General features: G+C 64.3%; 27 protein-coding genes, 1 tRNA gene and 1 other RNA gene. 15 read left to right on the forward strand and 14 right to left on the reverse strand.

The genetic code is table 11. The features are described 5' to 3' along the window. Positions 1-147: 147 nt before the first annotated feature. The 5 genes from ACTJK6_RS14960 (at position 148) to ACTJK6_RS14980 (ending at position 2,645) form a co-directional block, all read left to right on the forward strand. Positions 148-468, forward strand: coding sequence for a hypothetical protein (locus ACTJK6_RS14960; RefSeq protein WP_260801993.1), 321 nt, complete (start codon positions 148-150; stop codon positions 466-468). A gap of 2 nt (positions 469-470) precedes the next feature. Further along, complete coding sequence (locus tag ACTJK6_RS14965) at positions 471-788, forward strand: cell division protein ZapA (RefSeq protein WP_092972874.1); 318 nt, start codon at positions 471-473, stop codon at positions 786-788. A gap of 215 nt (positions 789-1,003) precedes the next feature. Beyond that, positions 1,004-1,223, forward strand: a non-coding RNA gene (ssrS, locus tag ACTJK6_RS14970) — 6S RNA. A 155-nt stretch (positions 1,224-1,378) separates the two neighbouring features. Further along, complete coding sequence (locus ACTJK6_RS14975; RefSeq protein WP_440839481.1) at positions 1,379-1,849, forward strand: EVE domain-containing protein; 471 nt, start codon at positions 1,379-1,381, stop codon at positions 1,847-1,849. 94 nt (positions 1,850-1,943) lie between these two features. Beyond that, entirely contained in the window at positions 1,944-2,645 is a 702-nt protein-coding gene (locus ACTJK6_RS14980; RefSeq protein ID WP_260801996.1) for an SIMPL domain-containing protein, read from the forward strand. Between the two features lie 68 nt (positions 2,646-2,713). Here the strand turns inward: ACTJK6_RS14980 and lgt are convergent, their stop codons facing one another. Both lgt and ACTJK6_RS14990 read right to left on the reverse strand, forming a co-directional pair. Further along, positions 2,714-3,616: a prolipoprotein diacylglyceryl transferase gene (gene lgt / locus ACTJK6_RS14985; RefSeq protein WP_232040762.1), complete on the reverse strand. Its 903-nt coding sequence runs from the start codon at positions 3,614-3,616 to the stop codon at positions 2,714-2,716. Positions 3,617-3,630: 14 nt separating this feature from the next. Further along, a complete protein-coding gene (locus tag ACTJK6_RS14990) occupies positions 3,631-4,575 on the reverse strand; it encodes a LysR substrate-binding domain-containing protein (protein ID WP_440839482.1) in 945 nt (314 codons plus the stop codon). A 128-nt stretch (positions 4,576-4,703) separates the two neighbouring features. Between ACTJK6_RS14990 and ilvD (ACTJK6_RS14995) the strand changes: the two genes are divergently transcribed. Continuing rightward, positions 4,704-6,377, forward strand: a complete 1,674-nt coding sequence (gene ilvD / locus ACTJK6_RS14995; protein WP_440839483.1) for a dihydroxy-acid dehydratase — start codon at positions 4,704-4,706, stop codon at positions 6,375-6,377. A 54-nt stretch (positions 6,378-6,431) separates the two neighbouring features. Here ilvD (ACTJK6_RS14995) and ACTJK6_RS15000 read toward each other — a convergent pair whose 3' ends face one another. The 3 genes from ACTJK6_RS15000 to ACTJK6_RS15010 are packed head-to-tail and all read right to left on the reverse strand — an operon-like array spanning position 6,432 to position 8,813. Next, on the reverse strand, positions 6,432-6,857 hold the full coding sequence (locus tag ACTJK6_RS15000; protein ID WP_232040765.1) for a DUF2486 family protein: 426 nt from the start codon (positions 6,855-6,857) through the stop codon (positions 6,432-6,434). Then, complete coding sequence (locus ACTJK6_RS15005) at positions 6,854-7,282, reverse strand: DNA polymerase III subunit chi (protein ID WP_206274972.1); 429 nt, start codon at positions 7,280-7,282, stop codon at positions 6,854-6,856. Before ACTJK6_RS15005 ends, ACTJK6_RS15000 begins: the two co-directional genes overlap by 4 nt. 22 nt (positions 7,283-7,304) lie before the next feature. Beyond that, positions 7,305-8,813: a leucyl aminopeptidase gene (locus ACTJK6_RS15010; protein WP_232040766.1), complete on the reverse strand. Its 1,509-nt coding sequence runs from the start codon at positions 8,811-8,813 to the stop codon at positions 7,305-7,307. 134 nt (positions 8,814-8,947) lie between these two features. Between ACTJK6_RS15010 and lptF the strand changes: the two genes are divergently transcribed. Genes lptF through ACTJK6_RS15025 form a run of 3 tightly spaced genes read left to right on the forward strand, consistent with a single transcriptional unit; the run spans position 8,948 to position 11,630 of the window. Then, positions 8,948-10,066 carry an LPS export ABC transporter permease LptF gene (gene lptF / locus ACTJK6_RS15015; RefSeq protein ID WP_147213297.1) on the forward strand — a complete coding sequence of 373 codons (1,119 nt, stop codon included), beginning with the start codon at positions 8,948-8,950 and terminating at the stop codon, positions 10,064-10,066. Then, positions 10,066-11,259 (forward strand): LPS export ABC transporter permease LptG, encoded by a 1,194-nt coding sequence (gene lptG / locus ACTJK6_RS15020; protein ID WP_440839484.1) that lies wholly within the window; start codon positions 10,066-10,068, stop codon positions 11,257-11,259. Before lptF ends, lptG begins: the two co-directional genes overlap by 1 nt. After that, positions 11,259-11,630, forward strand: coding sequence for a sirohydrochlorin chelatase (locus ACTJK6_RS15025; protein WP_440839485.1), 372 nt, complete (start codon positions 11,259-11,261; stop codon positions 11,628-11,630). The genes lptG and ACTJK6_RS15025 overlap by 1 nt, the downstream gene beginning before the upstream one ends. Before the next feature lie 10 nt (positions 11,631-11,640). On the opposite strand, the gene ACTJK6_RS15030 is transcribed toward ACTJK6_RS15025, so the two are convergent. Beyond that, positions 11,641-12,042 carry a 5-carboxymethyl-2-hydroxymuconate Delta-isomerase gene (locus tag ACTJK6_RS15030; protein ID WP_343618942.1) on the reverse strand — a complete coding sequence of 134 codons (402 nt, stop codon included), beginning with the start codon at positions 12,040-12,042 and terminating at the stop codon, positions 11,641-11,643. 29 nt (positions 12,043-12,071) lie between these two features. Beyond that, complete coding sequence (locus ACTJK6_RS15035; RefSeq protein WP_433865042.1) at positions 12,072-12,968, reverse strand: LysR family transcriptional regulator; 897 nt, start codon at positions 12,966-12,968, stop codon at positions 12,072-12,074. 123 nt (positions 12,969-13,091) lie between these two features. Between ACTJK6_RS15035 and ACTJK6_RS15040 the strand changes: the two genes are divergently transcribed. After that, entirely contained in the window at positions 13,092-14,108 is a 1,017-nt protein-coding gene (locus tag ACTJK6_RS15040) for a zinc-dependent alcohol dehydrogenase family protein (RefSeq protein ID WP_343618940.1), read from the forward strand. Between the two features lie 7 nt (positions 14,109-14,115). Here the strand turns inward: ACTJK6_RS15040 and cobA are convergent, their stop codons facing one another. The 7 genes from cobA to ACTJK6_RS15075 form a co-directional block, all read right to left on the reverse strand. After that, a complete protein-coding gene (gene cobA, locus ACTJK6_RS15045; RefSeq protein WP_322017425.1) occupies positions 14,116-14,922 on the reverse strand; it encodes a uroporphyrinogen-III C-methyltransferase in 807 nt (268 codons plus the stop codon). Between the two features lie 56 nt (positions 14,923-14,978). Continuing rightward, entirely contained in the window at positions 14,979-16,286 is a 1,308-nt protein-coding gene (locus ACTJK6_RS15050; RefSeq protein WP_316870023.1) for a sulfate adenylyltransferase subunit 1, read from the reverse strand. A 2-nt stretch (positions 16,287-16,288) separates the two neighbouring features. Then, positions 16,289-17,239 (reverse strand): sulfate adenylyltransferase subunit CysD, encoded by a 951-nt coding sequence (gene cysD, locus ACTJK6_RS15055; protein ID WP_232040774.1) that lies wholly within the window; start codon positions 17,237-17,239, stop codon positions 16,289-16,291. Positions 17,240-17,259: 20 nt separating this feature from the next. Further along, positions 17,260-18,096 (reverse strand): phosphoadenylyl-sulfate reductase, encoded by an 837-nt coding sequence (locus ACTJK6_RS15060; RefSeq protein ID WP_316870217.1) that lies wholly within the window; start codon positions 18,094-18,096, stop codon positions 17,260-17,262. 2 nt (positions 18,097-18,098) lie between these two features. Beyond that, on the reverse strand, positions 18,099-18,644 hold the full coding sequence (locus ACTJK6_RS15065) for a DUF934 domain-containing protein (RefSeq protein ID WP_440839486.1): 546 nt from the start codon (positions 18,642-18,644) through the stop codon (positions 18,099-18,101). Between the two features lie 18 nt (positions 18,645-18,662). Beyond that, complete coding sequence (locus ACTJK6_RS15070) at positions 18,663-20,324, reverse strand: nitrite/sulfite reductase (protein WP_232040776.1); 1,662 nt, start codon at positions 20,322-20,324, stop codon at positions 18,663-18,665. Between the two features lie 125 nt (positions 20,325-20,449). Beyond that, entirely contained in the window at positions 20,450-21,223 is a 774-nt protein-coding gene (locus ACTJK6_RS15075) for a sulfite exporter TauE/SafE family protein (protein WP_045202820.1), read from the reverse strand. 155 nt (positions 21,224-21,378) lie between these two features. Here ACTJK6_RS15075 and ACTJK6_RS15080 point away from each other — a divergent pair, with 155 nt between their 5' ends. The 5 genes from ACTJK6_RS15080 (at position 21,379) to ilvD (ACTJK6_RS15100) (ending at position 26,649) form a co-directional block, all read left to right on the forward strand. Further along, the gene (locus ACTJK6_RS15080; RefSeq protein WP_147213309.1) at positions 21,379-22,320 is read left to right on the forward strand and encodes a CysB family HTH-type transcriptional regulator; all 942 of its coding nucleotides are present in this window, start codon (positions 21,379-21,381) and stop codon (positions 22,318-22,320) included. A 41-nt stretch (positions 22,321-22,361) separates the two neighbouring features. Continuing rightward, complete coding sequence (locus ACTJK6_RS15085) at positions 22,362-23,531, forward strand: ABC transporter substrate-binding protein (protein WP_260802009.1); 1,170 nt, start codon at positions 22,362-22,364, stop codon at positions 23,529-23,531. A 21-nt stretch (positions 23,532-23,552) separates the two neighbouring features. Further along, positions 23,553-24,437: an NAD(P)-dependent oxidoreductase gene (locus tag ACTJK6_RS15090; protein ID WP_343618937.1), complete on the forward strand. Its 885-nt coding sequence runs from the start codon at positions 23,553-23,555 to the stop codon at positions 24,435-24,437. A 66-nt stretch (positions 24,438-24,503) separates the two neighbouring features. Then, positions 24,504-24,588, forward strand: a tRNA-Leu gene (locus ACTJK6_RS15095). Positions 24,589-24,789: 201 nt separating this feature from the next. Then, entirely contained in the window at positions 24,790-26,649 is a 1,860-nt protein-coding gene (gene ilvD / locus ACTJK6_RS15100; protein WP_440839487.1) for a dihydroxy-acid dehydratase, read from the forward strand. The last annotated feature ends 48 nt before the right edge of the window (positions 26,650-26,697 follow it).

Below are 26,697 nucleotides of genomic sequence, written 5' to 3' on the forward strand. Positions count from 1 at the left end.
TTGCCGCATTCGCGGTAAAAACACACCCTACGCCCGCTGTGCCGGCTGCGTCGCCTCATGCCGCCACATATTGCGCATCCGTATGGAGGACAGGCGCGACGCGCATGATCGGCTAAAATCCCCCCACTCGATTCTGATTGACACCCAATGCTGAACGAACTCGAACAACTTGCCGGCAAGATCGCGCGCGTGCTGCGTCACGCCGATGCGCTAGCCGCCGAGAACCAGCGCCTGCGCGCCGAAGTCGAGCGGCTTCAGGCGGAAGCCGAGGCCTCCAAGACCGAGCGCGACGCGATGGTCGCCGATCGCAGCGTGCTCAATGCCAAGATCGAAGAAGCGCAACTGCGCATCCAATCGATTCTCGACAAGCTGCCCACGGCCACCGACGCGCGCCAGCTTGACCTCCTCGGCCAGGCCGCCGGCGCCGAAGAAACAACGGCCGCCCCCGCCCCGCACTCGGAGACCTAAGCATGAGCAGCAAGCAAATTGAAGTGAACATCGCCGGGCAGCCCTACAAGTTTGCCGTCTCGGTCGATAACGAAGCGGCCCTGCGTGAAGCCGCAGCCATGGTCGACAACCAGATGACCCGCATCAAGAACGGCTCGAACACCAAGGGCATCGAGCGGGTTGCCGTGATGGCCGCCATCAGCATCGCCTCGGATTTGCTGTCGATGCAACGCCAGGCCGCCTCCGATTCCGCCCTGCCGATCGACACGATTCGCGCCAAACTGGCCGACCTGAACGCCCGCACGGACGAGGCGCTGCGCCAGTACGGTGAAGTCATTTGACTCAATACAAAACGTGTTTGTAACCGGATCGCATCCGGGCTTGGGTTCGGATGCGAACGGGTGTATAGTGTCACCCAATGGCTTCCGGGATCTCCCGCAAACCCTTGCAGCATAAGGCTTTAGCGGCTACAGGGTAGAGAAAAACGGTTGCCTGCGATGAATCTTTCAGACGCATCGCCATGCGCTCAAAATACAGCGTGATGATGCGTCTGACAGTTTCCCTGCCTGGTTCGCCATGGCCATTAATTCCTTGAACCGATAAGCATTGCTTGGTGCGGGATATGCCGTGTGGGCGAGCGCGTCTTCCAGTGCATAGCGTGCGACGCAAGTCGTGGGCTCCCTGTGCCGGTGATGTACCCGAAATGCGGCTTCCGCTGCCACTCTGAACCTCACTTGGGTTCAGGATGCGGGTCTAGCGGCCAAGGTGGGGACCCAATAAAAGGCGGTAGTGCACATGTGCGCTACTGCCTTTTTCTTTGTCTATCCTCGATACGCCCGCCATTGCCACAGCGCCAATGGCGAGGCTGCAGCCGTGTTGCTATGCTGCGCACACCGTCACCTCCCTGCACGTCGCCCGCGCACCCCACACGATGGCCACCCAATACTGGTTGATGAAGTCCGAGCCCGACGAGGCCAGCATCGACACGCTGCACGCCGAAGGCACCTTGCCCTGGACCGGCGTCAGGAACTATCAGGCACGCAACTTCATGCGCGACCGCATGCGCATCGGCGATGGCGTGCTGTTCTACCACTCTTCCTGTCCGCAGCCCGGCATCGCGGGGCTGGCGGAAGTCTGCTCGACCAGCTATCCCGATCCCACGCAATTCGACGCCAAGAGCCATTACCACGACCCCGCCTCGAAGGCGGAAGCGCCGCGCTGGATGCTCGTCGACGTGAAGTTCGTGCGCAAATGCGCGTTGATCGATTTGCCCACGTTGCGTGCACAGGAACAGCTTGCCGACATGACGGTGCTGCAACGCGGCAACCGCCTTTCGATCACGCCCGTCACGCCCGCGCAATGGCGTTACATCACAACCAAATTGATGCGCGATCCTGAGTGAATGGTTGGCATCGGCAGGGAATTGTTACAAACGTGATGAACGATGCGCGTAACAGCCAGTCAGACGCATCACATTGCTTTTTTGGGAGAACACAATGAAATCTGTCCTGGCCGCAACCATTTTGGGGACTGCAATGATGACGACTGCTTTCGCACAAGCCGCTCCTGAAACGAATCATTCAGGCGTGCTGTCGCTAGACGCGCAGGCCGTGGCCGAAGTGCCGACTGACACTGTCACGCTCACGCTGAGCGCCGAGCAGGAAGGTGCCGACCCGGGCGCGATTTCCACGGCTCTGTCGCGCAAGGCCGATGAGGTGATCAACCAGGCAAAGCGCACGTCCGGCGTGCAGGCAGAAACAGGCGGTTTCAATATCTATCCAAACACCGATCGCAACGGCAAGATCAGCGTCTGGCGTGGCCGTGCGGAGGTGCGCATCACGTCGAAGGACTTTGCAGCCGCGTCCAAGCTGGCAGGCCAACTGGCCAACCAGATGCAGGTGCAAAACGTGAACTTCACGCTCTCGCGCGAGGCTCGCACGGCGGCGGAAGCCAAGCTGGTGGACCAGGCCGTGAACTCGTTCCGCGACAAGGCCCTGACGACCACCAAGCTGTTCGGCTACACGAGCTACACGATTCGCGATGTGCACGTGAGCGAGGGCAGCAACAACCCGGGCCCGCGTCCGATGATGCGCATGGCAGCCGCTCCGGCATCGTTCGATTCGGCGCCGGTGCCTATCGAAGGCGGCAAGGCGCAGGTAACGGTGACCGTTTCCGGCGCCGTGCAGATGCTGAAATAAGCAGCGAGCCGCTCCATGAAAAAAGCCACCGACATTCGGTGGCTTTTTCTATGTGCGCGGTAGCAGCGTCAGGCGTGCGCCTGGTTTTTTGCGCCGTTGCCTGCACGACGGTAAGACCAAACCAGCATGGCGATGCCGATCAGGATCATCGGCAGCGACAGCCACTGCCCCATCGACAGGTTCGCCGCCAGCAGGCCGAGGAAGTTGTCCGGCTCACGCGCAAATTCGGCAGCGAACCGGAACACGCCATAGCCGAGCAGGAATGCGCCCGACACCGCGCCCGTCGGCCGCGGCTTGCGCGCATACAGCCACAGGAGGATGAAGAACAGCACGCCTTCGCCGAGGAACTGATAGATCTGCGAGGGGTGGCGCGGCAGCATGTGGTACTGGTCGAACAGGGCCTGCACGCCGCTGGTGACCGCCTCCTGCGCGTGCGAGAGCAGCCACTCCCGGTCTTCGCCTTGCGCCTGCGGGAACATCATCGCCCACGGCAGATTGGGCGACGACACGCGGCCCCACAGCTCGCCGTTGATGAAGTTGCCGAGGCGCCCCGCCGCGAGGCCGCACGGCACCATCGGCGCGATGAAATCGGTCACCTGCATCCACGAGCGGCCGCGCATGCGCGCATACAGCATCATCGCCACGACCACGCCCAGGAAGCCGCCGTGGAAGGCCATGCCGCCTTCCCAGACCTTGAAGATGTCGAGCGGGTGGGCGAAATACCAATCCGGCTTGTAGAACAGGACGTAGCCGAGGCGCCCGCCGAGAATTACGCCGAGCACGCCGTAGAAGAGCATGTCGTCAAGGTCGCGGCCGCTCCAGCCTTCGGCGGCGATGTGCGGCTGGCGCGTGCGCAGGCGGCCGAACCACAGGAACATGATGAACGCCGCCAGATACATCAGGCCGTACCAGCGGATGGCGAGCGGCCCCAGATGCAGGGCGACGGGATCGAATTGCGGATGGATGAGCATGAATCCTGTGGGTTTCAGGTTTGGTTGTCTTCTTGCAGCTTGGCAACGGCTTCGGCACTGGCCACGAACCACGGCAGCACCGGCGAAGCCGCATCTCGCCGCCACACCAACCCGGTCTCGATGAACGGGCTTGGCGCGGCGAGTTCGAGATAGACCACGCCGGTCCGCTGCAGGTTGCATAGCGATGCCGGGACCAGCGCAATCCCCATCTCAGCGGAGACCAGGCTGACGATGGTCTGCATCTGGATGGCTTCCTGGCCGATCCGCGTGGCAGCCCCGGGTTCTTCGGGCCGGCCGCCGTGCGCGGCATGATAGCCGGTAATGATGTCATACAGCGCAGGCGCGGACCGTCGCGGGAAGATGATCAGCGGTTCGGTCGCGACATCCGCCAGCGCAATCAGCTGACCGGGCTCCACGCCCCATTGCGCCGCGCGCGACGCCGGCACCGCCAGCACGAGACGCTCGCGCACCAGCGGACGGTATTCCAGTTCGCCCGGCACGGAGCCGGCGTGATGCGCAATCACGACGCCGGCATCTACGTCGCCGGCCAGGAGCGCTTCGATCTGCACATCGCTGGTGGCCTCGCGCAGCAGAAGCTGCACGTCGGGACGCGCATCGCGGAAGTGCCGCAGCAAGGCGGGCAGGATGCCGTAATCGGCGGTGCTGACGAAGGACAGCGACAGCGAGCCGACCTCCCCGCGCGCCAGCCGCTGCGCGAGGCCGGGCAGCGCATTCGCCTCGGCCAGCACACGCCGCACCTCGACCAGCCAGCGCGCACCGACGGCCGTCAGCGCCACGGAGCGCTGCGTGCGATGGAACAGCGTGACGCCCAGTTCGTCTTCCAGCGCGCGAATCTGCTGCGACAGCGGTGGCTGCGTCATCGAAAGCCGCTCGGCTGCGCGCCCGAAATGCAGTTCTTCGGCAACGGTCACGAAGTAGCGAAGCTGGCGCAGATCCATAGCGTGGATTGATATTTTTTTCGACTGAATAGATCGCAAATAATATATTTGACGCTCTATTTCTCCAAGCGCATGCTGGGCGCCAGGCTGTTGACTACAACGATAGTGCCGACCCCACGGAGACTCCCATGCCAAACAACAAGCGTTCGCAGCACATCACCCAGGGTGTGGCGCGCTCGCCCAACCGCTCGATGTACTACGCGCTGGGCTACACGAAAGACGACTTCAACAATCCAATGATCGGCGTGGCCAACGGCCATTCGACCATCACGCCGTGCAACTCGGGCCTGCAGAAGCTGGCCGATGCCGCCGTGGCAGCGGTAAAAGAAGCCCACGCGAATCCGCAGACTTTCGGCACGCCCACCATTTCCGACGGCATGTCGATGGGCACCGAGGGCATGAAGTTCTCGCTGATCTCGCGCGAGGTGATTGCCGACTGCATCGAGACCTGTGTCAACGGCCAATGGATGGACGGCGTCGTCGTCATCGGCGGCTGCGACAAGAACATGCCCGGCGGCATGATCGCCCTGGCGCGCACGAATGTGCCGGGCATCTACGTGTATGGCGGCACCATCAAGCCGGGTCACTGGAAAGGCAAGGACCTGACCATCGTTTCGTCGTTCGAGGCCGTGGGCGAATTCACGGCTGGCCGCATGAGCGAGGAAGACTTCGAGGGCATCGAGAAGAACGCCTGTCCGTCGAGCGGTTCTTGCGGCGGCATGTACACGGCCAATACGATGAGTTCTTCGTTTGAAGCGCTGGGCATGTCGCTGCTGTATTCGTCGACGATGGCCAATCCCGATCAGGAGAAGGTCGACAGCGCAGCCGAATCCGCGCACGTGCTGGTCGAAGCCGTGCGCCGCGACCTGAAGCCGCGCGACATCATCACGCGCAAATCCATCGAAAACGCCGTGGCCGTCATCATGGCGACCGGCGGCTCCACCAACGCCGTGCTGCACTACCTGGCCATTGCCCACGCGGCGGAAGTGGAATGGACGATCGATGACTTCGAGCGGGTGCGCCAGCGCGTGCCCGTCATCTGCAACCTCAAGCCCTCGGGCCAGTACGTGGCCACCGACCTGCACGAGGCCGGCGGCATTCCGCAGGTGATGAAGCTGCTGCTCAACGCCGGCCTGCTGCATGGCGATTGCATCACCATCACCGGCAAGACGCTGGCTGAAGAACTCGCCCACGTGCCCGACCAGCCGCGCGCTGATCAAAACGTGATCCTGCCGATCGACAAGGCGCTCTACAAGGAAGGCCACCTCGCCATCCTGAAAGGCAACTTAGCCGAGGAAGGCGCCGTGGCGAAGATCACCGGCCTGAAAAACCCCGTCATCACCGGCCCGGCCCGCGTGTTCGACGATGAGCAAAGCGCGATGAGCGCAATCCTGGGCGACCAGATCAAGGCAGGCGACATTCTCGTGCTGCGCTATCTGGGGCCGAAGGGCGGCCCGGGCATGCCGGAGATGCTGGCCCCGACCTCAGCCATCATCGGCAAGGGCCTGGGCGAGTCGGTCGGCTTCATTACCGACGGGCGCTTCTCGGGCGGCACGTGGGGCATGGTGGTCGGCCACGTCGCTCCGGAAGCGTACGTGGGCGGCACGATCGGCTTGGTGCATGAAGGCGATTCGATCACCATCGACGCGCACCAGCGCCTGCTGCAGTTGAACGTGCCTGACGATGAGCTTGCGCGCCGCCGTGCAGCATGGAAGCAACCCGCGCCGCGCTATACGCGTGGCGTGCTGGCGAAGTTTGCAAAACTGGCGGCAACGGCCAGCAAGGGCGCGGTAACGGACTAAGCTGGGGCCATATCAACAAAAAACCCGCCGGACGGCGGGTTTTTCTTTGTGCGATCAGCGCTGCGGCGGCTTCTGCTGCGCGGCCAACGCATCGTCCAGCGCGGCGCCTAGCCAATCCATCAGGCGGGCCTCGAGCGTGCGGGTCAGCTCCGCCGCCAGCTGTTCACTCAGCAGCGACAGGCGCGACTCCATGGCGGCACGGCACTGCGCCTCGATCAACGCCGGCCATTCGGATTGGAAACGCCACATCACGTCACCCATCACGCGCGCCGCGTCGGTGCCTGCGGGCGGCATGGCCGAAGTGGGCGCAAGGCCCTGCTCGCGCAGGGCGGGCGGGACGTCCACGTTGGGAGCTTCAGCAGACGTGGGCGGATTCGCGGCGGGCGCTGCCGCAGGTGCCGCGTCCTCCAGCTCGACAATCTCCGTCAGGACGGGGATGTTGTTGTCCGTATGGGACCCGGGATAGCGTCCGTCGGTCATGCGCGCCCCACGTCGTGGTGTTGGATCGGATAACCGCGATCGCGGTAGAAACGGAAGCGATCGCGCGCAGCGGCGCGGTCGGCATCGTCATCGCCAACGATTTCGATCAACCGGCTGAAGCGCGCGAACAGTGCTGGCGGTTCAGGCGACAGGTTGACCAGGATGTCGTGATGCGGCGCGTCGTCCAGCGGCTCCGTTGCATCGGCCAGCAGGATGGGCGTCTGCGCAGCCAGCGGATGCCGCAGGCCGCAATGCGGCAGGAAATCGAGCTGGCTGAACGTCCACAACTGCGTGTCGAACGCTTCCAGCGCAGCCTGATCTCCGACCACGATCACTTTCTGGCCCGCGCCGTAGGCCTTGCGCACGAGCCGGCAGGCATAGGCCAGCTTGCCGGGCACGTTGCTGTGGAAATCGACGCGGGTCATACAGTGCCTTGCCTCTGCGTGATCAACCGCGGTCCATCAGGAAGCGTGTCAGCAGCGGCACCGGGCGGCCCGTGGCGCCCTTGGCCGCGCCGCTCTTCCAGGCCGTGCCGGCGATATCCAGGTGGGCCCAGTCGTACTTTTCGGTAAAGCGCGCCAGGAAGCAGGCGGCCGTTACGCTACCGGCCGGGCGGCCGCCAATGTTGCCCATGTCGGCAAAGTTGGACTTGAGCTGTTCCTGGTATTCCTCATCCAGCGGCATGCGCCACGCAGTATCGAGCGATTGCTTGCCGGCCGCCACCAGCGCGCCCGCCAGCGCATCGCTGCGGGCGTACATGCCGGTGTTGATGTGGCCGAGCGCGATGATGCAGGCGCCCGTGAGCGTTGCCACGTCGATCACCACCGCCGGCTTGAAGCGCTCCACATAGGTGAGCGCATCGCACAGGATCAGGCGACCTTCGGCATCGGTGTTCAGGATCTCGATGGTCTGGCCAGACATGCTGGTCACCACGTCGCCCGGCTTGGTGGCAACACCGCTGGGCATGTTCTCGCAGGTCGGCACCACGGCGATGACGTTCTGCTTGAGGCCCATTTCAGCCACAGCACGCAGCGTGCCCAGCACCGAAGCTGCGCCGCACATGTCGTACTTCATCTCGTCCATGCCTTCACCCGGCTTGAGCGAGATGCCGCCCGTATCAAACGTGATGCCCTTGCCAACCAGCACCACCGGGGCCTGCTTGGCCGGGCCGCCTTCGTAGCGCAGCACGATGAATGCCGGCGGCTCGACGCTGCCCTTTGTCACGGCCAGGAAGGCCCCCATCTTCAAGGCTTCGATCTGCTTGCGGCCGAGCACTTCCACCTTGAGCTTGAAATCCTTGGCAATCTGGCGCGCGGTGTTGGCCAGGTAAGTCGGCGTGCAGATGTTGGATGGCAGGTTGCCCAGATCACGCGTGAGGTCCATGCCGTTGGCGATGGCGGTACCGCGCGTGGCGGCTACGCTGGCGGCCTTGGCGTCCGCTGCCGGCACGGCCAGCACGAGCTTGCGCAGACTGGTGCCGTTCTTGTCGCGCTTGCTCTTGAGTTCCGGATGACGCTCGATGAAGCGGTAGCTGGCCTCGCGGATGAGCGTGACTGCGGTCAGGACGGCCCAGGCGGTGTCCTTGTCGCGCGCGGCGTGCTCGGTGAGCGTCCACGTCACGCTGGCGGCCTTGGTGCCGGCCAGGGCGCGCAGTGCGGTACGCACGGCTTCGGCGTAGGCGCGGTCGGTGAAGTCGGCTTCCTTGCCCAGGCCGACCAGCAGCACGCGGGCAGCGCCCACGCCGGCCACTTCGTGCAACAGCAGCGACGTGCCGCGCTTGCCTTCAAAGTCGCCCAGCTTGACGAGGCGGGCGACCAGGCCCTTGGTGGCCACGTCCAGCGCCTTTGCGGCGCCAGCCAGGGTCTGCGACTCGAACAGACCGATCACGAGGCAATCGCTCTTGGCGGCCAGGGCGCCTGCTTTGGCCCAGTCCAGGGCTTTTGTGCTAAATTCCATCGCGCTTCTCTCTATGAGGCGAGTCAACGAAAGCCCACATTATCCGCCATTTTGCGCGGGGGCTCCGATGGAACCTAGTGGGGCATGCATCGTCCCAACCTGGCCTAGACCTCGCCCTCCCTTCCCGCATCCGCATGATTTTCGAACAAGCCCTGCGACGCGAACTGTCCTTCACCGCCGGCGCCGTCTTCCTCGTGCTGCTGACGTTCATGCTGACCACCCTGGTGATCCGCATTCTCGGCATGGCTGCCAACGGCGAAGCGAACCCGAACGACGTCCTGCTCCTGATCGGCCTGGCAACGCTGGGCTACCTGGCGATCCTGCTGTGCGCCACGCTCTTCATCTCGGTATTGCTGGTGCTGACGCGCTGGTACAAGGATTCCGAGATGGTGGTGTGGTTCACCTCGGGCATCAGCCTGACGGATTTCATCCGCCCGGTGCTGCGCTTCTCGCTGCCGTTCATCGTGCTGGTGGCGCTGCTGGCCCTGTTCGGCTGGCCGTGGGCCAACCAGCAGAGTGCATTGTTCAGAGACCGCTTCGAGCAACGCGACGTGCTGTCGATGATCTCCGCCGGCCGCTTCATCGAGCCCGCGCACGGCAACTACGTCCTCTTTATCGAGGGCGTCGATAACGGCATGAAGCACGCCCGCAACCTGTTCGTCGCCAATGCTGAACAGGACAAGATCGGCGTGGCGATGGCCAAGACCGGCGAATTCAAGACCATGCCAAACGGCGACCGCTTTGTCGTGCTCGACAAGGGCCGCCGCTATGAAGGCACGCCCGGCAAGCTCGATTACCGCATCGTCGAGTTCGACAAATACGGCGTGAAGGTCGCCAACAAGCCGCCGCAGGCAGACGCCAACCTGCCCACCAAGAGCCGCTCCACGAAGGATCTGCTCGCCAACCCGACGCCCGAGAACCTCGGTGAGCTGGTCTGGCGGATCGGCCTACCGCTGCTGGCGCTGAACTTCGTGCTGATCGCCATTCCGCTGGCCTACGTGAACCCGCGACTGGGCCGCTACACACCGATGATCTTCGCGGTGCTGATCTACCTGACGTATTCGAACCTGCTGAACCTGTCGCAGGCGTGGGTCTCGCAGGGCAAGATGAACGTGTTCATGGCATGGTGGCCGATCCACCTTGTCGCCTTCATCTGCGCGGTGCTGCTGTTCCGTTTCCGCCATTACAGCGCGGCGGGCCTGAAAGGGATTTCCGCCCTGCTCGGCTTCGCACCCAAGAAGGCGGGTGCGTGATGAAGATGCCGGTCTATGAAAAGTACTTCGCACGCCAGATCTACGGGGTGTTCATCTTCATCCTGTTTGCGGTGCTGGCGCTGTTCATCTTCTTCGACATGCTGGGCGAACTGGGCTCGGTGGTCGGACGCTACACCACGCTCATCGCGTTTTTCCACGTGATGCTGCAGGCGCCGACGCGCGTGTACGAAGTGATTCCGGTGGCGGCGCTCATCAGCGCCATCTATGTGTTCTCGCAGATGGCGAGCCAGTCGGAGTTCACGATCTTTCGCGTGGCCGGTCTCGATACGCGCCGAGCACTGCTGTCGCTGTTCAAGATTGCACTGCCGCTGGCACTGGTTACGTACATCTTTGGTGAATTCATCGGCCCGAAGGCCGAAGAGTACGCACAGAAGGTGCGACTGGAAGCACTGGGCGCGACGGTGTCGGCCGGCTTCCGCTCCGGCGTGTGGGTCAAGGATCGCGGCCCTGCCAAGCCGGACGGCACGGGCGGCGAAGTCACCCGCTTCGTCAACGTGGGCGCGCTGCAGCCGGACCAATCCATCAAGGGCCTGCGCATCTATGAATTCGATTCCGACTACCGCCTGAGTTCGATCCGCGTAGCCGAGCAAGCGCGCTACCAGGGCCACCAGAACTGGCAATTGAACGACGTGACGGAGACGCGCTTCATTGAATTCCCGCGCAAGCCCGGCAGCGTAGCCCCGCAGGACACCGTGCAGGCCGTGCCCGGCGCCCCCGATGCACTGGCGCCTGACTTCCGCGGCGAGCAGATCAAACTGCCGCAGCAGGAGATGCGCTCCGAACTCACGCCGCAGATCCTGTCCGTGCTGATGGTCACACCCGACCGCATGGCTACGCTGGACCTCTTCCAGTACATCCGTCACCTGCGCGACAACAAGCAGGACACGCAGCGCTACGAGATCGCGCTGTGGAAGAAGGTGGTCTATCCGTTCACCGTGCTGGTGATGATGGCGCTGGCCCTGCCTTTTGCGTATCTGCATGCACGGGCGGGGGCGGTTGGCCTGAAGGTGTTCGGGGGCATCATGCTGGGGTTGTCGTTCCAGCTGGTGAACAACCTCTTCTCGCACGTCGGCCTGTTGAACACGTGGCCGGCCATCTTCACGGCCATCGTGCCGGGCGCGCTGTATCTGGCACTAGCGCTGGTCAGCCTGCGCTGGGTGGAGCGCCACTGATGGCCGACCGCGCACTTGTCCTCTTCGCGCATGGCGCTCGCGATGCCCGCTGGCGTGAACCATTCGATCGCCTGCAAGCGCGTTTGGCTGCGCAGCAGCCCGACGTCGACACGCGCCTCGCCTTTCTTGAACTGATGGCGCCCGATCTACCGGGCACCATCGACGACCTGGCCACAAACGGCACGCAGAGCATCACCATCGTGCCGGTGTTCTTCGGCCAGGGCGGACACCTGCGGCGCGATCTGCCGGCGCTGATCGCGCAATGCGCGCAGGCCCATCCCACGCTCTCCATCCATTGCGCCGACGCCGTCGGCGAAGACGACACCGTGCTCGACGCCATCGCAGGTTATTGCGTCCGGCAACTCGGCTAAGCCAGACGTCCTACTGCGGTTCCGCGACGCGCGCAAAGCGCGCATGCACGTTGTTCTCGACGTAAAAGCCATGCGCGTCGAACTCCACCAGCTCCAGCGTCAACCCAAGATAGCGGCGCGCAAACACGTCGACCAAATGTGCGCGCATGGCGGCGAACATCGCGGCGCAAATCGGCCCCGTCACGGCTTTTTGCCGGCCCGCCTTGATGCGGAAGGTCACGTGGATGAAGGCATCGTCTTCCGCGCCGTCGGCCATGCGGTACTGATCGAGCCGCAGCGCGCGCGTGCGAATGCCACCAACGGGAAACACATCCGCATGGCCGATCAGCACATCGTTGAGCACGCGCATCAGCTCAGGAATGCGCGCATCGGCTTCGACATTGGCGGTGTATTCGATGATGACGTGCGGCATTCGCGGGCGTCCAGAGATGGCATAGGTGATTAACGCGCCACTGCCGCGCCGGTGGACAGCGCCGATTCGAGCGCATCCACCACCCGCGCCATGCGGCCGAGCGACGGTGCGCGCTGCACGCAGACGTCCCACTCGGCGGGCGCCGAGGTGAGCTTGTGCACCGACAGCGAACCCTCAGCGATTTGCGGTCCGATCAGCCGCACGGGCGCAAACCCGAGCCCGAAGCCTTCGGCCACCAGCGCGTGCTGTAGCGGCACCGATTGCACTTCCGCCGCGACGTTGGGGGTCAACCGATCCGCTTCGAAGCGGCCGAGAAGCCAGGCGCGCATCTCGCATCCGGTGGGGTTCAGCACCCACGCTTCGTCAGTGACCTGCGCCATCGACAGCGTGGCCGGCAGCTTGCGCGCGGGCGCGGCAATCAGGCTGACGGGCTCGGTGCCGATCACGCGAATGTCCGCATCGGCATGGTTGCCACGGGCGTTGGACGGCGTCAGCCACAGCGCGGCGTCCAGTTCAGCGCGTTTCAGGCGTTCGCGCAGCACACCGCCCCACTCACAGCTCAGGCGGAATGACACGGCCGGAAAGCGCTCCCGCAACCCCGACAATACGCGCGCAAACCGCGCATCGCCCACCGCATGGCTCACGCCCACGCGCAGCGAGCCTTCCGGTTCGCCACTCGCGCGCACGCTGCTGCGCAGCGCCTCGAACTCCCCCACGATGGCGCGACAGCGTGCCAGCACTGCTTCGCCTTCAGCTGTCAGGCGGAACGGCTTGACGCGCCGGTCGAATAGCACCGTATCCAGCGCGCGCTCCAGCCGCTGGATCTGCTTGGTAACGGCCGGCTGCGTGAGCGGCAGGCGCTCGGCCACACGGGCAATCGAGCCGGTCTGCGCCAGCAGCACAAAGGTGCGCATTTCCTCAAGCATGGAAACATTCCTAGTAGTTATGTTTTGTTTGAGCAAATTGAATTGGATTCATCTTAGGCAAGGCGCCACAGTATCGCCAGACGCGCTGTTGCGTTGCTTTCCCCCACGGAGGACACGGACACCATGAAAGCCCTGGCACTGACCGACGGTTACGGCATCGACGCCCTGCGCCCCATCGAGCGCGACACGCCCACACCCGCCCCCGACGAAATCATCGTGCGCACGCACGCCGCGTCGCTCAACTACCGCGATCTGGAAATTGTCTCCGGCACGTTCTTCACGCGCTTTCCGCTGCCGCTGATCCCGCTGTCGGATGGCGTTGGGGAAGTCGTGGCCATTGGCGAGAACGTGACGCGCGTAAGCATTGGCGATCGTGTCGCAGGCACCTTCTGGCAACGCTGGGACGGCGGAGACTTCCGCAACGCCGACACGCGCCGCATGCTGGGCGGCCCGATCGACGGCTGGCTGGCCGATACCATCCGCCTGGACGCGGGTGGCGCGGTGGTTGTGCCGCCGCACCTGAGCGACACCGAAGCCGCCACCCTGCCCTGCGCGGGCCTCACCGCCTGGCATTGCCTGATTGAGGCTGGCGGCCTGCAGCCCGGCGAGACGGTACTCGTGCAGGGCACCGGCGGCGTCTCAATGTTCGCGGTGCAGTTCGCACTGATGGCGGGGGCGAGGCCCATTGTGCTGTCGAGCAGCGACGCCAAGCTGGAGCGCGTCCGGGGGCTGGGCGTGCCCGAGTCGGACACGATCAACTACCGCGCGACGCCCGAATGGCACGAAGCGGTGCTCGCGCGCACGGACGGCCGCGGCGTCGATCACGTCATCGAAGTGGGTGGCGGGGGCACGCTGCAGCGCTCGCTGAAAGCGTTGCGGGTGGGCGGGCAGATCCACTTGGTCGGCTATCTGGCCGGGCGCGAGGGTGGCGTGAATCCGCTGGAGATTTTCGCGCGCAAGGCGGTGATCCGGCCGGCGTCAGTCGGATCGCGCGCGTCATTCGAGGCGATGAACCGGGCGCTGGCGCTGCACGGCTTGCACCCGATCGTCGATCAGGTGCGGCCGTGGCAGGAAGCGCGGGAGGCGTTCCGGGCGATGGAAGCCGGAACGGTGTTCGGGAAGGTGGCGCTGGCGTTCTGAGCTTCGCTCAGGCGGCCAGGATGTGCGGCTCGCTGACGAGGACTTCCGGCGCGGATGCCGTGGCCCGCGCGGCAAACGCGTCGCCGATCATCAGCAAGCTCGGATGCTCAGGGTTGATCCACTGCGCGGCGGCGCCATCGGCCATTTGCCGCAGCGTGAAACAAGCCGAGCGCTGCTCGGGCGTGGTTGCAGCTTCGACCACCCAGGCCGGCGTCGACGGGGCACGGCCACGGGCGATCAGGTCTGCAGCGATGGAAGCGGCTTGATCGCGGCCCATGTAGTAGACGAGCGAATCGGCCTGCGCCACGGGTTCCGGCACGACGCCTTCGGGTTGCGGCGTATCCGGATCGGCCGCCTTGGCTTGCGTAACGAACGCGACGCTGCGGGCAACGCCGCGCTTGGTTAGCGGCTGGCGGATGGCGGACGCGGCTGCCAGCGCAGCGGTAATGCCCGGCACGACTTCGTAGTCGATGCCGGCCTGCTCGAGCGCCTGCAGTTCCTCGTCAGCACGGCCGAACAGCATCGGATCGCCGCCCTTCAGACGCACGACGCGCTGGTACTTGGTGGCCAGATCGACGAGTTGGCGATTGATGAAGCGCTGCGCGGTCGAACGCTTGCCGCAACGCTTGCCGACCGCAATCAGCACGGCCTGCGGGCAGTACTGGAAAACCTCGGGCGAGACCAGTGCGTCATGCAGCACGACCTCGGCTTCGCCCAACAATCGTGCACCGCGCACCGTGATGAGGTCCGCTGCGCCCGGGCCGGCACCAATCAAGCTCACGCGGCCGAGTGTTTTGGGGGTCTTCGCTTCCATTGCCTAGGTTCCTTTGCTTTTTCCTGCGGGGCGCAACTTACCGCGCCCCATCCACATCAGGAAAATGCACGGATCATGCCAGCTGCCACCGTATGGTGCGTGGCTTCGTCCACCAGGATGAACGCGCCGGTCGCCGGGTTGTCACCGTACGCGTCGCACACGATCGGCTTCTGCAGGCTGATATTGACCGTACCGATATCGTTGAGCGCGATCTGCTTGCGGCCGGTTTCGTGCGACAGCGTATGCACGTCGAGCACGCGCTCCACATCCGACACGCGTGCAAACACGGTGGCCGTGGTGTGCTTGAGCACGTATTTGCGGGCCGGGTTCAGTTCGTGTTCGTCGAACCAGCACAGGTCGGCATGCAGTTTCTTGGCTGCGTTGGCGGCAGTGGTCGGGGCAGCGACGATGGTGTCGCCGCGCGAGATGTCCACATCGTCCGCCAGGCGCACGGTGATGGTCTCGCCGGGGCCGGCGGATTCAGCCGCGCCATTGGGCGTCAGCACCTCGGCCACCGTGGTTTCGCGGTTGGCGGGCAGCACGCGCACGGCTTGGCCGACGCGCACGGTGCCGGCTTCCACACGACCCATGTAGCCGCGGAAGTCATCGGCTTGCGAGCCATCCTGGCGCGCCACCAGCTGCACCGGAAAGCGCAGCGCATCGTCGCCCGCCGGAGCGGTCTCTTCCACCTTCAGGTCTTCGAGCAGCGCCAGCAGCGGCTCGCCCTGATACCACGGCATGGCTTCCGATGCGTGCACGATGTTGTCGCCGCGCAGCGCCGACACCGGCACATAACGGACGTCGCGCAGGCCCAGTTGCGTGGCCAATGCATCGTAGGCGGTACGGATTTCGTTGAAGCGCGTTTCGCTGTAGTCGACCAGATCCATCTTGTTGATGGCCACGATCACATGTTGCAGCTCCAGCAGCTTGACGATGGCCGAATGGCGCTTGGTCTGGGCCAGCAGCTCCGTCTTGCCATCGACGGTCGTCACACGCGTGGCATCGATCAGGATGATGGCAGCGTGCGCGGTCGAGGCGCCGGTCACCATGTTGCGGGTGTACTGCTCGTGGCCCGGCGTGTCGGCAATGATGAACTTGCGACGCGCAGTCGAGAAATAGCGGTACGCCACGTCGATCGTGATGCCCTGCTCGCGCTCGGCTTCCAGGCCGTCGGTCAGCAGCGAGAAGTCGATCTGCTCGCCGGCAGTGCGCTTGTTCTTGGCGTTGGCCAGCGCTTGCAGCTGGTCGGTCAGCACGGCCTTGCTGTCGTACAGCAGGCGGCCGATCAGTGTGCTCTTGCCGTCGTCAACGGAACCGGCGGTGATGAAGCGCAGCAGGCCTTGGTGCGATGCTTGATTCGTCATGATCAGAAATACCCTTCCTTCTTGCGCTTTTCCATTGAGGCTTCGCTCGTCTGGTCGTCCATGCGCGTGGCGCCGCGTTCGGTGATTTCGGTGACGGCCGTCTCGGCGATGATCTCGGCCGGCGTGGCGGCGGTGCTCGCCACCGGGCACGTGCAGCTGATGTCGCCCACGGTGCGGAAGCGCACCGACAGGACTTCACTCACGTCGCCATCGGCCTTGGGCGTGATCGACGTCACCGGCACCAGCAGGCCGTTCTTGCGCACGACTTCACGTTGATGCGCGTAGTAGATCGGCGGCAGGGCCAGGTTCTCGCGAGCGATGTACTGCCAAACGTCGAGTTCCGTCCAGTTGGAGATCGGGAACACGCGCATCTGTTCGCCCTGCGCCATGCGGGCGTTGTACAGGCTCCAGAGTTCCGGGCGCTGGGCCTTCGGATCCCACTGGCCGAACTCGTCGCGGAACGAGAAGATGCGTTCCTTCGCGCGGGCCTTTTCTTCATCGCGGCGGGCACCGCCCATCAGGGCGTCGAAGCCGTGCGATTCGATGGTTTCCAGCAGCGTGACGGCCTGTGCCGCGTTGCGCGAATCGGTTTCCTTGCGCAGGCGCACGGTGCCGCGCTTGATGGAATCTTCCACATGCCCGACCACGAGGCGCGCGCCCAGCTTGGCAACCTGCTCGTCACGGAAGGTGATCACTTCCGGGTAGTTGTGGCCTGTGTCGATGTGCACCAGCGGGAACGGCAGTTCGATCTTGCGATCGCCCAGGCGGAAGGCCTTGAGCGCCAGATGCAGCATGACGATCGAATCCTTGCCGCCCGAGAACAGCAGCGCCGGGTTGCGGCACTCGGCCACCACCTCGCGGATGATGTAGATCGACTCGGCTTCGAGCCAGTCGAGGTGTTCGTTCTGCACAGGCGTCAGCGCCGTGCCGGGGATCTCGCTCATCACTCCCATGATTCTTCCTTCGCTTTCGCTCAATTCTTTTGCGACAGATTCGTCGCCGAATTTGTCACCGCATTTGCCGCATGCAGACCGCATTCCTTGCTGTCGCGCGATTCCCACCACCACCGGCCGGCACGCACGTCCTCGCCGGCACGCACCGCGCGCGTGCAAGGCTCGCAGCCAATGCTGGGATAGCCCTTGTCATGCAGCGCGTTGGTCGGCACGTTGTGCTGCTCGAGGTAAGCCCAGACTTCGGCCTCGGACCAGTCGAACAGCGGGTTGTACTTGGCGATGCCGCGCGCGGTGTCGTCTTCGGCAAACGGCAGGTCGGCACGGGTGACAGCCTGCTCTCGGCGCTGGCCCGTGAGCCATGCGTCGGCGTCTTTCAGTGCGCGGTTCAGCGGCACCACCTTGCGGATGTTGCAGCAGGCCTTGCGCAGCTCGATGCTGTCGTAAAAGGCGTTGAGGCCATGGTCGCGTACGTAGGCTTCCACCGCGCGAGCGTCCGGTGTGTATTGCTCGATCGCATAACCGTAGTGCGCGCGGATGCGGTCGAGCATCGCGAGCGTTTCGGCATGCAGGCGCCCGGTTTGCAGCGTGAAGATCGGCAGGTGCGCGCGTACGGCTTCGGGGCTGCGCAGGATGGCATCTGTCACGACCATGTCTTCGGCGGCCAGGCTGGTGGCGAACTTCGCCACGCCGTGCTTGGCGGCAATCTCGGCCAGGCGCTCAAACAGCGCAGCTTCCTTGGCGACCAGGGCTTCCGCCGTGCCGGTGTAGACGGGGCGCGCCCACAGCACGGGGCGCCCGATTGCGGACACCGGCACTTCGGACACGGCGATCTCTTGGCCTTCTTGTGCGTCACTCAGGCTCACGCGGCCTCCTGGACAGCACGCTCGCGGCGGAACAGCGGGCGCGGCTCGTCGACGGCGCCTTGATAGCGCACGCTGATCTCGCCAAAGCCATTCAGCGCGTCGTCGATGTTCTTGTCTGCGCGCACGGCGTAGGCGTCAAAACCGCAACGGCGCATGAAGTCGAGCTGATCGCGCAGCACGTCGCCAATGGCGCGCAACTCACGCGTAAAGCCCAGGCGCTGGCGCAGCAGGAACGCGGTGCTGTAGCCGCGGCCGTCACGAAAGACTGGGAAATCCACCGCCACCAGCGACAGGTTCGGCAGGTCAGCCTCCAGCGCGAACGGCTCGTCGTCCGGAGCGAGCCACACCGCCAGCGTGCCAGCGCGGGCGCGGCCGAGCAGCGCGTCGCGGTTGGCTTGCCAATAGGCCAGCGGCACGATGGCGTGCGCAGTGGCCTCCACGTCGGCTTGCGTCAGTTCGCCGCCTTCCGGCGCACGCAGCACGGTCCATTCGTCAGCCACGACTTGCGGGGCACCGTTTTGCAGCTTGATGATCTTGCTCATGTTCATTTCCCTCGGCGTTCAGGCTTCTTCACGGGCGTAGACGCGTTCCTTAAACGGAGCCATGCCGATGCGGTGATAGGTGTCGATGAACAGCTCGTCTTCCGTGCGGTTGGCAACGAAGGTGTCGATGATGCGTTCGATCACGTCGGGCATTTCTTCAGCCTTGAACGACGGGCCGATGATCTTGCCGATCGCCGAATCGTTGCCCTGCGCGCCGCCCAGCGACACCTGGTACCACTCTTCTTCGTGCTTATCGACACCCAGGATGCCGATGTTGCCGACATGGTGGTGCCCGCACGAGTTGATGCAACCCGAGATGTTGAGCGAGAGCTCGCCCAGATCGTGAACGAAGTCCAGATTGTCGAAACGGGCCTGAATTGCTTGTGCGATGGGGATCGACTTGGCGTTCGCCAGCGAGCAGAAGTCGCCGCCCGGGCACGCAATGATGTCGGTCAGCAGGCCGATGTTTGCGGTGGCCATGCCGTGCTCTTTGGCCAGTTGCCACAGCTCGAACAGATCATGCTTCTTCACGTCCGGCAGGATCAGGTTCTGCTCGTGCGCGACACGCAGCTCGCCAAAACCAAAACGCTCGGACCAATCCGCCACCAGCGACATCTGCTCGGCCGTCGCGTCACCCGGGGGCAGCGCCGCGCCCGGCTTGAGCGACAGCGTGACGGCAGCGTAGCCTGGCACGCGGTGCGGATGCACATTGCGGCTCACCCAGCGGGCGAACGCCTTGTTCTCCAGCAGCGCCTTTTCGTAGGTGGCGTCGGTGTCGGCCAGCTTTTCATACGCGGGCGGCGCAAAGAATTGTGCCACGCGGTCGAACTCGGCCTGCGGGATGGTCGACGGTCCATCCTTGATGTGCTGCCACTCTTCTTCCACCTGGCGGGCGAATTCTTCCGCGCCGATGGCCTTCACGAGAATCTTGATCCGCGCCTTGTACTTGTTGTCGCGGCGGCCGTAGCGGTTGTACACACGCACGGCAGCCTCGATGTACGACAGCATGTGCTGCCACGGCAGGTCTTCCTTGATGATTGCGCCCAGGATCGGGGTGCGCCCCATGCCGCCGCCGGCCAGGATGCGCAGCAGCGTCTGGCCGTTCTTCTCATAGGCGTAGACACCAATGTCGTGCAGTTGCGTCACGGCACGGTCTTCGCGCGAGGCCGACACGGCGATTTTGAACTTGCGCGGCAGGAACGCGAATTCAGGAATGAACGTCGACCATTGGCGCAGGATTTCTGCAAGCGGACGCGCGTCGATCACCTCGTCCGGTGCCACGCCGGCAAACTGGTCCGTCGTGATGTTGCGGATGCAGTTGCCCGAAGTCTGGATGGCATGCATCTCCACCGAGGCCAGCTTGGCCAGGATGTCGGGCACCTGCTCCAGCTCGATCCAGTTGTACTGGATGTTCTGGCGCGTGCTGAAGTGGCCGTACCCGCGATCATGCTCGGCGGCGATGTGGCTGAGCATGCGCAGTTGCTTGGCGCGCAGATGGCCATACGGAATCGCCACGCGCAGCATGTAGGCGTGGCGCTGGTAGTACAGGCCATTCTGCAGGCGCAGCGGCAGGAACTCTTCTTCCGTCAGTTCGCCCGAGATACGGCGGCGCACCTGGTCGCGAAACTGCTCTACGCGGTCTGCGACGAGGCGGTGGTCGTAAGCGTCGTATTGATACATGACTGTTCGGTCCAATCCGGCTGGGCCGGCGTGCGATTCAATTTGGGGAAAGCGTTTCGTTATGGTGCTGCTGCCGGCTCAGCGACAGCAGCCACAATCAAGCAGGGCCGGCATGCGATCACGCATCACGACACCAGCTTGATGGCCGTGATCGTCAGCGTGGCGGCAAGCGCGCCGCGCACCAGACGTTCCGGCAGATTCTTGGACAGGCGCGCGCCCAGCCAGATACCCGGGATGGAGCCCACCAGCAGCGACACCAGCAGGTTCCAGTCGATCGTGCCCAGATACATGTGACCCAGGCCCGCCACGGCGGTCAGCGGCACGGCATAGGCGATGTCGGTGCCGGCCACTTCGGCGCTCTTCAATTCGGGATACAGGATCAGGATGAGCGTCGCGCCCACGGCGCCTGCACCAATGGACGACACCGTCACCAGCACGCCCAGCACCACGCCGACGATGACCGTGGCCACGGCCAGTGCCGTGCCCTGCAGACGATAACGCGGGTTGGCCGCCAGCCAGCCCAATACGCGCTGACGGAACAGCAGCGAAATCACCGTCAGGATGACCGACGCGCCGATCGTCACGCGAATCACGTGCATCCACTCCGCATCCAGGTTGCCGGCCGTCTTCAGCACGATCACCGTCACCAGCGCGGCGGGCAGGCTGCCCAGGCAGAGGCGCTTGACGATGTCCCAGCGAATATGACCGTGGCTACGATGTGCGATCGTGCCAACGCCCTTGGTCAACGAGGCGAATGCCAGGTCCGTGCCGACAGCGGTCGCTGGCGAAAAGCCGAACATCAGCGTCAGCAGCGGAGTCATCAGCGATCCACCGCCAACGCCCGTCAGGCCGACCAACAGGCCGACCAGCAAACCGGAAACCGTATAGGCGAGCGTCATGGCGCGGGGGACAGTGAGGGCGTGTTATCACGAAGTTCGAGCATCGTAATGAACGCGCCTCATATCCCAAACCAATAAAAAATTGTTTGTTTATATGGTGTCGGTTATAAGTAGCGTTCAGTTCGCACCCGTTCTTCTTTATCGACCGCGCAGCCATGAACCTTCACCAATTCCGCTTCGTGCGCGAAGCCGTGCGGCAGAAATTCAACCTGACAGAGGCCGCTAAAGCGCTCTATACATCACAACCCGGCGTCTCCAAGGCGATCATCGAGCTGGAAGAGGAGCTGGGCGTCGATATCTTCACCCGGCACGGCAAGCGCATCCGGGGTCTCACGGAACCGGGCCGCCGCATCCTGGCCTCGGTCGAGCGCGTGCTGGAAGAGGTCGAAACCCTCAAGCGCGTCGGCAAGGACTACGCCGCGCAGGACCAGGGCAACTTCACCATCGCCACCACGCACACGCAGGCGCGCTACGCGCTACCCAAGGCGATTGCCGAGTTCACGCGCAAATACCCCAAGGTTCGCCTGTCCATTCAGCAGGGCACGCCCGCGCAGATTGCCGAGATGGTCCTGCACGACCAGGCCGACCTTGCCATCGCCACCGAAGGCATGTCGCACGTGAAGGATCTGATCTCGATCCCGGGTTACCAGTGGCAGCATGTGGTGGTCACGCCGCCTGATCACCCGCTTCTGTCTCGCCAGCACCTGACGCTGGAAGACCTGAAGGGTTACCCGCTCATCACATACGACCAGCACTTTGCCGGCCGCCCCAAGATCGACCACGCCTTCGAGCTGCGCCAGATCAAGCCCGATATCGTGCTGGAGGCCATCGACGCGGATGTCATCAAGACCTACGTGGAAGTGGGCCTGGGTGTGGGCATCGTGGCGGGCGTCGCGTTTGACGCAGAGCGCGACCGCAACCTGCGCGCGATTCCGGCCGGCCACCTCTTCGGCACCAACGTCACGCACCTCGGCGTCAAACAAGGCGCGTATTTGCGCGGCTTCGTCTACACCTTCATCGAACTGTTTGCGCCGACGCTCACGCGCAAGCTGGTCGAACAACTCATGTCCGGCGATCACGAAGCGTACGAGCTCTGATTCGCCCGCAATTGCAATTGCCCAACTTCCCCGGAGACTTCATGACGACCCGACGTCGCCTGCTGTGCGGCCTCGCGCTCCTTGCCAGCGCAGCCGCCATTGCCCTGCCCGCCCAAGCCGACATCCGCGTGGGTGTGGTGCTGTCGACCACTGGCCCCGCTGCGGCCATTGGCATTCCCAGCAAGAACACCGTGCAGATGTGGCCCGCGACCATCGGCGGTCAGCGCGCGCAGGTCATCATCCTGGACGACGCATCCGACCCGTCGATGGCGGTGCGCGACGTGCGCAAGCTGATCGCCGAAGACAAGGTGGATGTGATCGTCGGCCCGACGATCGTGCCGACAGCGCTGGCCTCGCTCGACGCGGTGGCTGAAGGTCAAACGCCGATGATCACGCTGGCCGCCTCCGCTTCCATCGTCGAGCCGCAGGACGCCAAGCGCCGCTGGGCCTTCAAGATGCCGCAGAACGATTCGCAGATGGCCACGCTCGTTACGCAGCACATGGCGGACAGCGGCGTGCACACCGTCGGCTTTATCGGCTTTACCGATGCGTATGGCGAAAGCTGGTGGCGTGAATTCTCGAAGCTGGCCGAAGTGCGCAAGCTGCACGTGGTGGCCAACGAGCGCTTTGCGCGCACAGATACCAGTGTGACCGGCCAGATTCTCAAACTGATGGCCGCCAGGCCCGACGCCATCCTGATTGCCGGGGCCGGCACACCGGCCGCGTTGCCCCAACGCACGCTGGTCGAGCGCGGCTATAAGGGCCGCATCTACCAGACGCACGGCATCGCCAGCACGGAATTCCTCAAGGTGGGCGGCAAGGACGTGGAAGGCACCCTCTTCCCGACCGGCCCCGTGGTGGTGGCGCGCGAGCTGCCGGCCAGCCATCCGGTACGCAAAGTCGCCGTGGAATTTGCCGATCGCTATGAAGCCAAGTACGGCCCCAACACCGTCACGCAATTTGCGGGCGACGCCTGGGGCGCGTGGCAGTTGCTCGACAACGCCACGGCCCGCGCGCTCAAGACCGGCGCCAAGCCTGGCACACCCGCTTTCCGCGCTGCCCTGCGCGACGCGTTGGAAACCACGCGCGATCTGACTGTGCCCAACGGCGTGCTGAACCTGAATGCCCAGGATCACCAGGGCTTCGACCAACGCTCGCGCGTGATGGGCATTATCAAGAACGGCCGCTTTGCTTACGCTGGCCCGCGCTAATCCAACACGCACAGATCTGCCATGACACGTATCGCCTTCATCGGCCTCGGCAACATGGGCACGCCGATGGTCCAGCACCTGATTGCCGCCGGGCACACCGTGCGCGCCTATGTGCGCCGTCCGGAGGCCGCCGACAATGCGCGCGCCATCGGCGCCGAGCCCTGCAGCACCCCTGCGGAAGCCGCACGCGACGCCGAAGTCATCTTCACCAACGTCACCTCCACGGCCGATGTGGAAGGCGTGCTGCTGGGCCCGGATGGCGTCGTCCATGGCGCACCGCGCGGCGCTGTGTGCATCGACCACAGCACGATCTCCGCCGTAGCCACGCGCCGCATTGCGGCCGAGCTGGAAGCTGCAGGCATCGAATTTCTCGATGCGCCGGTTTCGGGCGGCACCATGGGCGCGCAAAAGGCCACGCTGTCGATCATGGTGGGCGGCAAGGCTGAGGTACTGGAACGCGTTCGGCCGCTGCTCGAACTGCTGGGCACGACGATCACACACGTCGGCGATCACGGTGCCGGCCAGGTCGCCAAGGCGTGCAACCAGATCGTGCAGGTCATCAATATTCAGGGCATTGCCGAAGCCATGCTGTTTGCACGAGTCCAGGGCACCGACCCGTCACGTGTTTTGGCAGCCATCGGCCCGGGCTTTGCGGGCAGCCGCATGCTCGACATGATGGGCCCCAAGATGGCAGAGCGTAACTTTGCCGCCGGCATCGAAGCGCGCCTGCACGACAAGGATTTCGGCCTCGTGCGCGAGATCGCCCAGGAACTCGGCCTGCAGATGCCGGCGATGGAGCTGGTGGCTTCGCAGCTCAATACGCTGGTCGCCAATGGCTGGGGGTATGACGATACGGCGTCGCTGCTGCGCGTGCTGGAGCAGCAGAACAATCAACAGGCGGATTGAGCATCTTCCAGCCCGCCTTGTTTGGCTGGCCAGACTTCTGGCATAATTGCTGGCTCATCAGCACCTGCCCGAGTGGTGAAATTGGTAGACGCAGGGGACTCAAAATCCCCCGCCGCAAGGCGTGCCGGTTCGATTCCGGCCTCGGGCACCAGAATTCAAGCCGCTTCTGTTCACGCAGAAGCGGCTTTTTCATTGGCACTCACTAACCCCACGACAGCCGGCAACGCGCCCCGCCAGGCGTGGGATAATGCGGGTTTTGCCCCGGGCGCGGCTCAAGAGGTTGATCGCACGGGCGCGCGAGGGCCTTTATCCGCGTGGCCCGCCCCACCATCGACTTTCTTCAGCACCCAAAATGCCCGCATACCGTTCCAAAACCTCCACCGCTGGCCGCAACATGGCGGGGGCGCGCTCGCTCTGGCGCGCCACCGGCATGAAAGATGAAGACTTCCAGAAGCCGATCATCGCGGTGGTCAACTCGTTCACCCAGTTCGTTCCCGGCCACGTGCACCTGAAAGACCTCGGTCAGCTCGTCGCGCGCGAGATCGAAGCCGCGGGCGGTGTTGCCAAGGAATTCAACACGATTGCCGTGGATGACGGCATCGCCATGGGCCACGACGGCATGCTGTATTCGCTGCCCAGCCGCGACATCATTGCCGACTCGGTCGAATACATGGTCAACGCGCACTGCGCCGACGCCATGGTGTGCATCTCCAACTGCGACAAGATCACCCCGGGCATGCTGATGGCCGCCATGCGCCTGAACATTCCGGTGATCTTCGTCTCGGGCGGCCCGATGGAAGCGGGCAAGACGCGCCTGGCCAACCCGGTCACCAAGGCCATCGAGATCAAGAAGCTCGACCTGATCGACGCGATGGTGATCGCGGCCGACAGCAAGTATTCCGACGAGGAAGTGGCCGAAGTCGAGCGCTCGGCATGCCCGACCTGCGGTTCGTGCTCGGGCATGTTCACGGCCAACTCGATGAACTGCCTGACCGAAGCCCTGGGCCTGTCGCTGCCGGGCAACGGCACCGTGGTCGCCACGCACGCAGACCGCGAGCAGCTCTTCAAGCGCGCCGGCCACCGCATCGTTGAACTGGCCCGCCAGTACTACGAGCAGGACGACGAACGTGTGCTGCCGCGTTCGGTCGGCTTCAAGGCATTCGAGAACGCCATGACGCTCGACATCGCGATGGGCGGTTCGACCAACACGATCCTGCACCTGCTGGCCATCGCACAGGAAGCCGAGATCGACTTCACGATGGCGGACATCGACCGCCTTTCGCGCGTCGTGCCGCAGCTGTGCAAGGTTGCGCCGAACACGAACAAGTACCACATCGAAGACGTGCACCGCGCTGGCGGCATCATGGCCATCCTGGGTGAGCTGGACCGCGCTGGCAAGCTGCACACCGACGCTCCCACCGTGCACGCGCCCACGATGAAGGACGCGCTGGACCAGTGGGACATCGTCCGCACGTCGGACGAAGCCGTGCAGACGTTCTACCGTGCCGGCCCCGCCGGTATCCCGACGCAGGTCGCGTTCAGTCAGAACACGCGCTGGCCGAGCCTGGACCTTGACCGCGCCGAGGGCTGCATTCGCTCGAACGAGCATGCCTTCTCGAAGGAAGGCGGCCTGGCCGTGCTCCGGGGCAACATCGCGCTGGACGGCTGCGTGGTGAAGACCGCCGGCGTGGACGAAAGCATCCTCGTGTTCGAGGGCACGGCGCACGTGACGGAATCGCAGGACGAAGCGGTCGCGAACATCCTCGCCGACAAGGTCAAGGCCGGCGACGTGGTGGTCGTGCGTTACGAAGGCCCGAAGGGCGGCCCCGGCATGCAGGAAATGCTGTACCCGACCAGCTACATCAAGTCCAAGGGCCTGGGCAAAGCCTGCGCGCTGCTGACGGACGGCCGCTTCTCGGGTGGCACGTCGGGGCTGTCGATCGGTCACTGCTCGCCGGAAGCGGCTGCAGGCGGCGCGATCGGCCTGGTGCGCAACGGCGACAAGATCCGCATCGATATCCCCAACCGGACGATCAACGTGATGGTGTCGGACGAAGAACTCGCGCGTCGCCGCGAAGAGCAGAACGCCAAGGGCTGGAAGCCTGCGCAGCCGCGTCCGCGCAAGGTGTCGGCCGCGCTCAAGGCGTACGCCAAGCTGGTCATGTCGGCAGACAAGGGCGCGGTGCGCGACCTGTCGCAACTGGACGACTGATGCGTCACGGGCCAAGCGCTCGTCAACGTGAAAAAGCCGCTCTTCGGA

It is taken from the genome of Ralstonia sp. 22086 (assembly GCF_052045975.1).
Classification (GTDB): Bacteria; Pseudomonadota; Gammaproteobacteria; order Burkholderiales; family Burkholderiaceae; genus Ralstonia; species Ralstonia wenshanensis.